The following is a 9489-nucleotide window of genomic DNA, read 5'->3' on the forward strand; positions in this document are numbered from 1 at the left end:
GGTCTCCAAAATGGTTTGTCTGGCTATGGCAGCGTATCTGGGTAAGATATGTTGCGGATGCGCCTTGACGAATGAGGTTTAAAAATATTGCTACAAAATTTAAAAATAAATAGGGTGAGCAGTGAAAAACAATGCGCACCCTGAGCGAAGAGATTGTAATCGTTAACGAACCTTCACCTGGTTAATTACCGAATTTAGTTACTTAGCTTATGCCGCGTAGTACTGACCGAAACGATTCGCCAGGAAATCAGCCAAATTTGCCTGCTCTTGACGCACCAGACCATGCTTAGGTAATTTGCCAGTCACAACCAAATCCACCATGGCGCAAATGCCGGATGCCGTAGTCAACTGGATAGCTGACAGCAATTGTCCGTTGACGACTTGAGCGTAAATTTTCTTAGCGTAGGACTCTTGTTCCAGACGACCTTCACGCATACCGACTACGCTGACAAATACCAATACCACGTCTTGCTTGGTCATTGGAATGGAGGTTTCTAATACGTCTTTCAAGATTGGACGACGTTCCAGTTTGCCCAATTCCAAATCGCGGATCAACATTTTGACGATATCGCGATGACCGGGGTAACGCACGGTTTTGTAGTTCAGATTTTGGACTTTACCTTGCAGACTCTCGCATAAAGTACCTAAGCCGCCGGAGGTGTTAAATGCTTCGTAATCGATACCGTCCAAGGAGAAATGTTCGATTTCTTCCAATGCTGCTGTCTCGCGCAACTGACCGTCAACGATGGCTTCGCAAGGATTGCAATATTCGTTGATCAGACCGTCAGTGCTCCAGGTCAGATTGTATTTCAACGCGTTATTCGGGAAGGTCGGCAAAGCACCGACGCGCATGCTGACATCACGCAGACTGTCAAAACGTTTTGCGACATCATTAGCGACGATAGAGATAAATCCTGGTGCCAGTCCACATTGCGGGACAAATGCGCAATCCGCGCCCTCTGCCAGTTGTTTGACGATGCGTGTGCTTTCCACATCTTCAGTCAGATCGAAATAATGAGAATTCGCCGCTTTGGCTGCGCCAGCAATGATGGGTGTCAAAAAGTAAGGACAAGCAGACAAAGTCACTTTATGGCCGCGGATCAGCTCAGTTACTGCTGCTTTGTCGCCCAGATCCAGTTGCACGGTTGTTACGTTAGGGAAGCCCGCTTGAGCCACATATTTCAGACGTTCTACATCACGGTCGGCAACGGTAATCAGGTAATCGCCAGTGTGTGACAGCAAATTGAGGATAGCGTCGCCGATTTTGCCGGCGCCAAGCAGAATGAGTTTAGTGGTCATGGGAGTCTCCAGAGGTTTGGTGTAAAAAAGCTGTAAATATTTTGGCAATGGTGTCAGTGTAAAAGCAATGTTTGTCAGATAATAGAGTGTAAATTATCGTCAATATGCAGGATTAAAATACAATATGACTGATAATTACTACAATATGACTATATGGAGTGCCAATGAAGCCCAACCTAGACGATATCGATAACAAAATCCTCGCCTTGCTAATGGATAACGCCCGGCTGCCAGTCACCACCATCGCAAAACAAGTTGGTATCGCCAGAACCACGGTGATTGCCCGCATCAGCGCGCTAGAAAAGCAGGGGGTGATAGCTGGTTATGGACTTAAGCTGAATCAGACTATGTTTCAGCCAGCAGTGCGGGCATATGTAGGCTTGTCGGTAGAGGCGCGTTTTGCTCCCAATTTGATGAAATATTTACAGCAATTGCCCGAGGTGGAGACTTTGTGCGCGGTGAGTGGTGCGATTGATTACATGCTGACTTTGCGTTGCGGCACCACCGAAGTGTTAGATCGCTTATTGGATCAGATCGGTGCATTGGATGGCGTGCGGCAGACTTCGACGTCGATTATTCTGAGCAAGCGGATTGATCGTAGTGCTCTGTGATGGTCTGCTTTAGTTTGGAGATTGGTGATAAATCAGAGTGGATATAAATATATACTCATAGGGAGTAAATATTAATCGTCCTTATAAAGATTGGACAAGTAGGTGTTTTTGATAAAAAAATTGGGGAGTATATTGATTTTCTTCAGCTTGTGAATGGAAAATCGCTGAAGATTTTATTTTTTTAAACTTTTGTGCAGACCTTAACTAAGCTAAGGGCACTTGTTGAAACGTTTTACCAATGTCATCACTGTGCGCGGTGAATACTTACGATGAATGCACTCGTCAAACTTTGATATTAAATTGAAATGACCGTCAGAATAACAGTCAAAATAGCAATTAAAACAGTAGTAATTTAAGAATTATTGGCAGGTTTGACTTGCATTTTTTTATCGTCAGCCACGGATTTTTTAGGTGAGCTACTGTCGGCAAAATGAGTCTTAGTTTGGCGCAGAATCTGTAAGTGGACTGAGGCTCTGTCCATACCACTTCGGTCAAGCAGGATTGAGTTTTGTGCTGAGGCGCGTACGGGCGCAGCCGCAGAATCAGTGTTTGACTGTGTTGCAATCGGTGCAGATATTGCCATCGCGACGAATTGCTGGCTAAAAGCTGTGCTGGCCATGATTGCCAAAACAGATAAGCCGAATAAAAGAGATTTTTTTAACATAATAGCTTTGCATTTTAAATGAATTGCGACGATCAGACGCTTTAATTATGTAACTTGTTTGTAGGTTTTTTTCTACATTTACGACATATCAAATAAATGACGAACAGGTGTCAAATCCAGTATTTAATTCAGTATCTAATCTAGGATTAAGCACACTCAGATCATTTTCAGGCAGTAGCGTCAATTCCTTGTAGCCAGAGCTTAAAAATCTAGAGATAACTTTATACCGAGTGGCGAATAATTCTGTTCGATTGAGCCGTTGCCTGACGGATCGTCAATGCTTCTTTATCCATTGCCAATTTTTCTTCTGTTGTTAAACGTTTAGCTGAGATCAATACTGTTTGTATGGTCGGCGCTGTGGTCGACTCTATTGCTGCTGCTGTTACGATGGATGTTTGTTGATCGTAAGCCAGTTTTTCCTCAGCGCTAAGACGTTTTGCGACGATCGTTACGGTAGATATCGCGTTATCTGCGTTGGTATTGACCGGTGATTGGTAAGCTGATGATACTGCCAGAACACCTGCGATCAATGCGATGGAGAAGATGCCGGTAGTGTTGAATTTGTTAATGGTTTTCATGGTGATGCTCCTTTGGGTAATTAAGATGTTTAATTAAGCGTGCTTCAATGAATTTGTGTGTTTGTGTTGCGATGTCATCACTGTAGGCAAGTGACTCTGGAGTTGCTATGCGAATGCGACGGAATGCATAAAGTCAGGGATGAAGCAGGTTAAAACACGGCTGGAGCGTCAGCGATTTGTTTCTAAATAAACAAAAATGTCAGTGATTAGATTGCCAGCATATAACCAATGTAAAGTCAGCACCTAAAGCGCCAGGCTTGTCAGTCTGTAGCAAATTGTATTTGGATAGCTATGACACGCTTGAGATAGCGAGGCTTACAGTACAATCAAAGTATTCTCTATTTTCTCTCCACGCACTCCGCGTATTCCAATATGAAGCGTCCCCGTTTTTTGCCCGATAACATGACCTTGCTGATATTGGCAGTCGTCCTGACGGCGAGTATCTTTCCTTGCACTGGCAATGTGGCAGTTGGTTTTGACTATGTAACGACGTTCATGATTGGCCTGCTATTTTTTATGCATGGCGCAAAACTTTCTCGTCAGGCTGTGATTGCCGGTGCAGGTCACTGGCGTTTACATCTAACAGTATTGTTATTTACCTTTGCAGTTTTCCCGATTCTTGGTTTGCTATTGAAACCTGTACTGCTGTGGATGATTACACCTGAGCTGTATCTTGGTATTTTATTTTTATGCGTGCTGCCCTCAACCGTACAATCGTCGATCGCTTTTACCTCGGTCGCGCACGGTAATGTACCCGCAGCGGTTTGTAGCGCATCTGCCTCCAATTTGCTCGGTATTTTTCTCACGCCTTTATTAGTCAGCCTGATCGTTGTATCGAATGGCGCTAATCATTCTTCATTTGATGCAGTATTAAAGATTGTGTACCAATTGCTGCTGCCGTTTGTGGCTGGCCAATTAGTGCGACCTTTGATCGCACCCTGGATAGAGAGAAATAAAGATGTCCTTAAGATGGTCGATCAAAGCTCTATTCTGTTAGTCGTTTATGTCGCTTTTAGCGAGGCTGTTGTACAAGGTTTGTGGAAGCAGGTACCGCTGGTGATGTTGGCCAGTCTGCTGATCATTAGCGGTGTGATGCTGGCGATTATCATCTTCTTAACGTCTTATGCCAGCCGTCAGTTCGGTTTTAGTAAAGAGGATGAAATTACTGTCGTTTTTTGTGGTTCCAAAAAGAGTCTCGCCAGTGGCGTACCAATGGCAAAAGTTTTATTCGCCAGCCACACGGTAGGCATGGTGCTGCTACCGCTGATGTTGTTCCATCAATTGCAGCTAATGGTCTGCGCCGTGTTAGCGCAACGTTATGCTCGTAGAAATGAAATAGCTGGACTAGGGTCTGTTGACACTTAAAACCGAAAAATAGAAATAATTACGAAGGAGTCGCGATGCCCCGTTTTGCCGCTAACCTCAGCATGATGTATACCGAACACGCCTTTATTGACCGCTTTGCTGCTGCCGCTAAAGATGGATTTAAAGGGGTAGAATTTTTATTCCCTTACGATCATCCAGCTAGCCAATTACGTCAGAATTTAGATGAGCATGGACTGCAACAAGTTCTCTTCAATGTCTCTCCTGGAAATTGGATTGCGGGCGAGCGAGGTCTGGCGTCGTTGCCGGGACGTGAGGATGAGTTTAAGCATGCGATTGATGTCGCACTAGATTATGCCCGCGTGTTGGGTAATCGTACATTACATGTCATGGCAGGATTAATACAGCCTGAGCAAGAAGAGCTGGACAGAGCGCGCCATCGTGCCGTATATCTTAAAAATCTTGCCTATGCTGCGTTGCTTGCTGCAAAAGAGGGCATCACTGTAGTGATTGAACCCATCAATACACGCGATATGCCCGGTTATTTTTTGACCCATCAGCAAGAGGCGCAAGAGATTTGTACTGAAATCGGCGTAGAAAATCTGCAAGTGCAATTTGATATTTATCACTGCCAGATTATGGAAGGCGATGTCAGCAAAAAGCTTCAGCGCGATATGCAGCGCAAGCATGGCGGCATTGGCCATATCCAAATTGCAGGTGTGCCAGATCGGCATGAACCCGATCTGGGCGAGCTGAATTATCCATATTTGTTTAGCCAGATCGATGCGCTGGATTATGCAGGCTGGATCGGTTGTGAATACAGACCGAGGGCAGGGACATCAGAGGGATTAAATTGGTTAAAACCTTGGCTGGCATGAGATTGTCAGACCAAATGCTGGGCTAATTCATCACAGCTAAAAAACCTATACTCCCCCATTTTTTTATAAAATGAGCCGTATTGTCCAAGGAATCATTGGACACTTAATAAATACGGGTGGGAGTATATATTGGCGATATTCGGCGATTAAACCGAATATCGCGAAGTTGTTCACTAGCTTGCGCATTGAGTCGCTTACTAAGTCGCCATTCATGTTATGACCGGAATGACGACTTAACATGCGCAACTAATCAGGCAATTCTGATTTACTCTTCGCCCACTTGCAAAATTAGTTTGCCGAAGTTTTTACCTTCAAATAGCATCATCAAAGTATCGGGGAAAGTCTCGATACCTTTGACGATATCTTCCCGCGTATGGAATTTGCCTTGCGCCATCCATACGCCCATTTCTTTGACTGCATCACCATAACGCGCCGCATAGTCGAAGACGACGATGCCTTCCATACGGGCACGGTTGACCAGCAATGACAGATAATTTGCCGGACCTTTGACGGGCGTTGTATTGTTGTATTGAGAAATCGCGCCGCAGATAATAATGCGTGCTTTCATGTTGATGCGGGTTAGTACGGTATCCAGAATTTCGCCACCGACATTATCAAAATAAATGTCAACGCCATTCGGGCAATGTTCTTTCAAGCCATCTTTGACTGAGCCATTTTTATAATCAATACAAGCATCAAAACCCAATTCTTTAACGACGAAATCACATTTATCTTTGCCGCCCGCGATGCCGACGACGCGACAACCTTTTTGTTTCGCGACTTGACCCACAGTCTGGCCGACCGCGCCAGCGGCGCCGGAGACCACTACGGTTTCCCCCGCTTTTGGCATGCCGACATCCAACAATCCGAAGTAAGCGGTCATGCCAGGCATGCCCAATGCGTTCATGTATTTTGGCAATGGTGCCAGCTTAGGATCGACCTTGTAGAGTCCAGCAACTTTATCGTCAGCCGCACCAACCCAGTATGTTTGTACACCAACACCGCCAGAGACATAATCGCCGACGGCAAAGCGGGACGATTTTGAAGCAATCACTTTACCAATACCACCGGCGCGCATGACTTCGTTAATCGCTACCGGACGGATGTAAGATTTGCCTTCGTTCATCCAGCCGCGCATGGCTGGGTCCAGCGACAGATAAATCGCTTGTACGACGATTTCGCCATCGACGATATCGCGTACGGCTTCCGTCGTAAAAGACCAGTCAGTATGTTTTGGGTTGCCGACCGGACGGGCGGCGAGACGATATTGTTGATTGCTGAGTGTGTTTGTCATGTTGTCTCCAGGTTTTTATTGGATGGGTTGCAAATTTAAAATGCAATGTGAAATCTAAAAAAGCGTACTAAAGATATCTATCATTGAGATAGCAATGAATCATCAAACTATACACGATTAATTAGAACGATCGTGCTTTTAAATTGATTTAAGACGCATCAAGTGGCATGCGACAATACGCACTCGTTTTTTTGCACTACATCGACAGTTTTTTGCTGATTTCTTTTGATTTCTAAAGCATTACCTTTAACTATGTATCCAGAATATATCCTAACCCTGTCTTGTCCAGATCAACGTGGCATTGTTCACAAAGTTTCCGGCTTCCTGGCCAACCATGGCTGCAATATTATTGATTCCGCCCAATTTGGCGATGCGCAATCGGCTTTGTTTTTTATGCGCGTTCATTTTGCGGCGGAGGACGCTGCGATCAGCGATACCAGTTTACGACAAGGTTTTGCTGCATTGGGTGGCGATTTTCAGATGAACTGGCAATTGCATGATGCGCGCCACAAACCGCGTGTGATGTTGATGGTTTCCAAGATCGGGCATTGCCTCAACGATTTGCTGTTCCGCTATAAAAGCGGTTTACTGCCGGTGGAGATTAAAGCGATCGTTTCTAACCATACCGATTTTTATCAGTTAGCGGCTAGTTACAATATTCCATTCCATCATTTGCCTTTAGCTGCCGGGGCATCTGCCGATGCCAAGCGTGTGCAAGAACAAAAAATTGTCGAACTCGTCGAAGCGAATGAGATTGAACTGGTCGTTCTAGCACGTTATATGCAGATATTGTCACCAGAGTTATGCAATGCCTTACAAGGCAAGGCAATCAATATTCACCATTCGTTTTTGCCGAGTTTTAAAGGTGCTAAGCCGTATTATCAGGCGCATGAACGTGGCGTTAAGCTGATTGGTGCAACCGCGCATTTTGTTACCGGTGATCTGGATGAAGGTCCGATTATTGAGCAAGATGTAGAGCGCGTCGATCATGCGATGGAGCCAGACACACTGACCGCGATAGGACGTGATGTGGAGTGTGTCGTACTAGCGCGCGCTGTGAAATGGTTTGTCGAGCATCGTATTTTGTTGAACGGACATAAGACTGTCGTTTTTAAATAAGCAGATAGTCTTTTTCACCGAATTCACTGGTTCCGTTCGCTAGCTCAATTGCTAGCCTGTTTGCTAGTTCAAGGGGTATGCGCCAAGCGGATGTCCCATTATTTTTTAAAGTAGAAGTTGCATGGCACTCAAATCCACCATTTATAAAGCTGATCTGAATATCTCTGACATGGATCGCGGCTATTACGCTGACCATAGCCTGACCATCGCCAGACATCCGTCCGAAACGGACGAACGTATGATGATCAGAGTCTTGGCATTTGCCATCCATGCCAGTGAAAAGCTGAGTTTTGGCAAAGGCATTTCCGATACCGAAGAACCCGATTTATGGGAAAAAGATTACACAGATGCGATCCAGCTTTGGGTCGAAGTAGGGCAGCCGGATGACCGTCGTTTGCTCAAAGCTTGCGGCCGGTCTGAGCAAGTGGTCGCCTATAGTTATGCCAGCACCAGCGACATCTGGTGGAAGCAAATGAATAGCCGCCTCGATCGCGCCAAAAATCTTAAGGTCATGAATGTGCCCGCGGCTACCAGTCAGGCGCTTGCCAAACTCGCACAAAGAAATATGCAATTGCAATGCACGATTCAAGATGCGCAGATCTGGCTGACAGCAGGGGATGAGTCGGTACAAATTGATCTGGAAACCTTTAAGGCCGATCAGGCTTAATTGAAATTTGATTTTAAGTCTGCAAACTAATTCTGTTTCTAATTCTGTTTCTAATTCCGTTCCTAAGTCGGTACCTAAGTCCGTTCCTAAGTCTGAATAAAGTCTAATCATCTTGGTCAAATCATTGATGTCTATTTTTAAGCCTAAGTCATTTAAATTTCCTCCGGTAACGACAGCAGAGGACGACGGCGTGCGTTTTCTGCATCTGGGGACACCGATGGTGCAGGGCGCAATGCGTTTAACTAAACCAGACGCGATTGAGCTTGAATACGTGCAAAACATGGTGGTGTGGGTGTTATTTAAAACCGAGCCACAACATATCGCACAATTAGGTCTGGGTGCTGCGGCGCTGACTAAATTCAGTTATCGCCAGTTTCCCGATGCCCGAGTGACTGCGGTTGAACTCAATCCTGCCGTGATTTCTACTTGCGAGGCTTTATTTGCCTTGCCACCGAACGACGCGCGTTTGCAAGTCCGCAATATGGATGCGATGGACTTTGTACTGGATCGTGCTCAGCATAATACGATCGATGTTTTGCAAGTCGACTTATACGATGAACTATCACGCGGTCCTGTTTTAGATAGCCCTGAGTTTTATCAAGCCTGCGCTGATTGCTTGACGGAAGACGGCATCATGACGACGAATGTGTTTGGCGACTACGACAGCTATGCCAAAAATATTGATGCGATGAAGTTGGTATTTGATGCCGTAGTCTGGCTACCGGCAGTTGACGATGAAAATCTGGTTGTCATCGCTTTTAAAAAAGCACCTTCTCTCGATTTTAGTGATTTATACGAGCGCGCCAGTGTAGTTAAGAAAAAATATAATTTACGCGCTAAATCCTGGGTCGATGGATTGAAGTTGTGGATGAAAGAGCAGGTTGGCGAGTAATATTTTTTAGTGAAAATCATGCATTTTTATAGAGGCGGGCTGCGTGAACATATTTATATTTATCTTATTGGAGGTTCTTGCAAAACGAAACACCGGAGAGTAATTTTATTGCGAGAAGCGCAAAATAGATGAGAAAGGAGCGGCCATTTCTGGCAAGATGAAAG

General features: G+C 45.2%; 10 protein-coding genes. 6 read left to right on the forward strand and 4 right to left on the reverse strand.

Annotated features, from left to right (window positions below):
* Positions 1–207: 207 nt before the first annotated feature.
* Positions 208–1299, reverse strand: coding sequence for a saccharopine dehydrogenase family protein (locus AAKU64_RS11500; RefSeq protein ID WP_322119362.1), 1092 nt, complete (start codon positions 1297–1299; stop codon positions 208–210).
* A gap of 164 nt (positions 1300–1463) precedes the next feature.
* Here AAKU64_RS11500 and AAKU64_RS11505 point away from each other — a divergent pair, with 164 nt between their 5' ends.
* A complete protein-coding gene (locus tag AAKU64_RS11505) occupies positions 1464–1910 on the forward strand; it encodes an Lrp/AsnC family transcriptional regulator (RefSeq protein WP_322119361.1) in 447 nt (148 codons plus the stop codon).
* 352 nt (positions 1911–2262) lie between these two features.
* Here the strand turns inward: AAKU64_RS11505 and AAKU64_RS11510 are convergent, their stop codons facing one another.
* Together AAKU64_RS11510 and AAKU64_RS11515 are read right to left on the reverse strand one after the other, a co-directional pair.
* A complete protein-coding gene (locus AAKU64_RS11510) occupies positions 2263–2574 on the reverse strand; it encodes a hypothetical protein (RefSeq protein ID WP_354362156.1) in 312 nt (103 codons plus the stop codon).
* Positions 2575–2795: 221 nt separating this feature from the next.
* Positions 2796–3152 carry a hypothetical protein gene (locus AAKU64_RS11515; RefSeq protein ID WP_354331855.1) on the reverse strand — a complete coding sequence of 119 codons (357 nt, stop codon included), beginning with the start codon at positions 3150–3152 and terminating at the stop codon, positions 2796–2798.
* Positions 3153–3524: 372 nt separating this feature from the next.
* On the opposite strand from AAKU64_RS11515, the gene AAKU64_RS11520 reads away from it, so the two are divergent.
* Positions 3525–4517: a bile acid:sodium symporter family protein gene (locus AAKU64_RS11520; RefSeq protein WP_354331857.1), complete on the forward strand. Its 993-nt coding sequence runs from the start codon at positions 3525–3527 to the stop codon at positions 4515–4517.
* 35 nt (positions 4518–4552) lie between these two features.
* The gene (gene otnI, locus AAKU64_RS11525) at positions 4553–5353 is read left to right on the forward strand and encodes a 2-oxo-tetronate isomerase (RefSeq protein WP_354331859.1); all 801 of its coding nucleotides are present in this window, start codon (positions 4553–4555) and stop codon (positions 5351–5353) included.
* A 265-nt stretch (positions 5354–5618) separates the two neighbouring features.
* Here otnI and AAKU64_RS11530 read toward each other — a convergent pair whose 3' ends face one another.
* The gene (locus tag AAKU64_RS11530) at positions 5619–6647 is read right to left on the reverse strand and encodes an NADP-dependent oxidoreductase (protein ID WP_354331861.1); all 1029 of its coding nucleotides are present in this window, start codon (positions 6645–6647) and stop codon (positions 5619–5621) included.
* Between the two features lie 252 nt (positions 6648–6899).
* Here AAKU64_RS11530 and purU point away from each other — a divergent pair, with 252 nt between their 5' ends.
* The 3 genes from purU to AAKU64_RS11545 all read left to right on the forward strand — a co-directional run bounded on the left by purU (position 6900) and on the right by AAKU64_RS11545 (position 9325).
* Positions 6900–7766 carry a formyltetrahydrofolate deformylase gene (gene purU / locus AAKU64_RS11535; protein WP_354331863.1) on the forward strand — a complete coding sequence of 289 codons (867 nt, stop codon included), beginning with the start codon at positions 6900–6902 and terminating at the stop codon, positions 7764–7766.
* 121 nt (positions 7767–7887) lie between these two features.
* Entirely contained in the window at positions 7888–8433 is a 546-nt protein-coding gene (locus tag AAKU64_RS11540; protein WP_322118278.1) for a YaeQ family protein, read from the forward strand.
* A 127-nt stretch (positions 8434–8560) separates the two neighbouring features.
* Positions 8561–9325, forward strand: coding sequence for a spermine/spermidine synthase domain-containing protein (locus AAKU64_RS11545; RefSeq protein ID WP_354331875.1), 765 nt, complete (start codon positions 8561–8563; stop codon positions 9323–9325).
* The last annotated feature ends 164 nt before the right edge of the window (positions 9326–9489 follow it).

This window comes from Undibacterium sp. GrIS 1.8 (assembly GCF_040544445.1).
GTDB lineage: Bacteria > Pseudomonadota > Gammaproteobacteria > Burkholderiales > Burkholderiaceae_D > Undibacterium.

Bases quoted from the DNA above. Each gene is read 5' to 3' on its own strand.
- AAKU64_RS11545 (WP_354331875.1), top strand. From the start codon at position 8,561: ATGTCTATTTTTAAGCCTAAGTCATTTAAATTTCCTCCGGTAACGACA.
- AAKU64_RS11520 (WP_354331857.1), top strand. From the start codon at position 3,525: ATGAAGCGTCCCCGTTTTTTGCCCGATAACATGACCTTGCTGATATTG.
- AAKU64_RS11500 (WP_322119362.1), bottom strand. From the start codon at position 1,299: ATGACCACTAAACTCATTCTGCTTGGCGCCGGCAAAATCGGCGACGCT.
- AAKU64_RS11505 (WP_322119361.1), top strand. From the start codon at position 1,464: ATGAAGCCCAACCTAGACGATATCGATAACAAAATCCTCGCCTTGCTA.
- AAKU64_RS11510 (WP_354362156.1), bottom strand. From the start codon at position 2,574: ATGTTAAAAAAATCTCTTTTATTCGGCTTATCTGTTTTGGCAATCATG.
- purU (WP_354331863.1), top strand. From the start codon at position 6,900: ATGTATCCAGAATATATCCTAACCCTGTCTTGTCCAGATCAACGTGGC.
- AAKU64_RS11530 (WP_354331861.1), bottom strand. From the start codon at position 6,647: ATGACAAACACACTCAGCAATCAACAATATCGTCTCGCCGCCCGTCCG.
- otnI (WP_354331859.1), top strand. From the start codon at position 4,553: ATGCCCCGTTTTGCCGCTAACCTCAGCATGATGTATACCGAACACGCC.
- AAKU64_RS11515 (WP_354331855.1), bottom strand. From the start codon at position 3,152: ATGAAAACCATTAACAAATTCAACACTACCGGCATCTTCTCCATCGCA.
- AAKU64_RS11540 (WP_322118278.1), top strand. From the start codon at position 7,888: ATGGCACTCAAATCCACCATTTATAAAGCTGATCTGAATATCTCTGAC.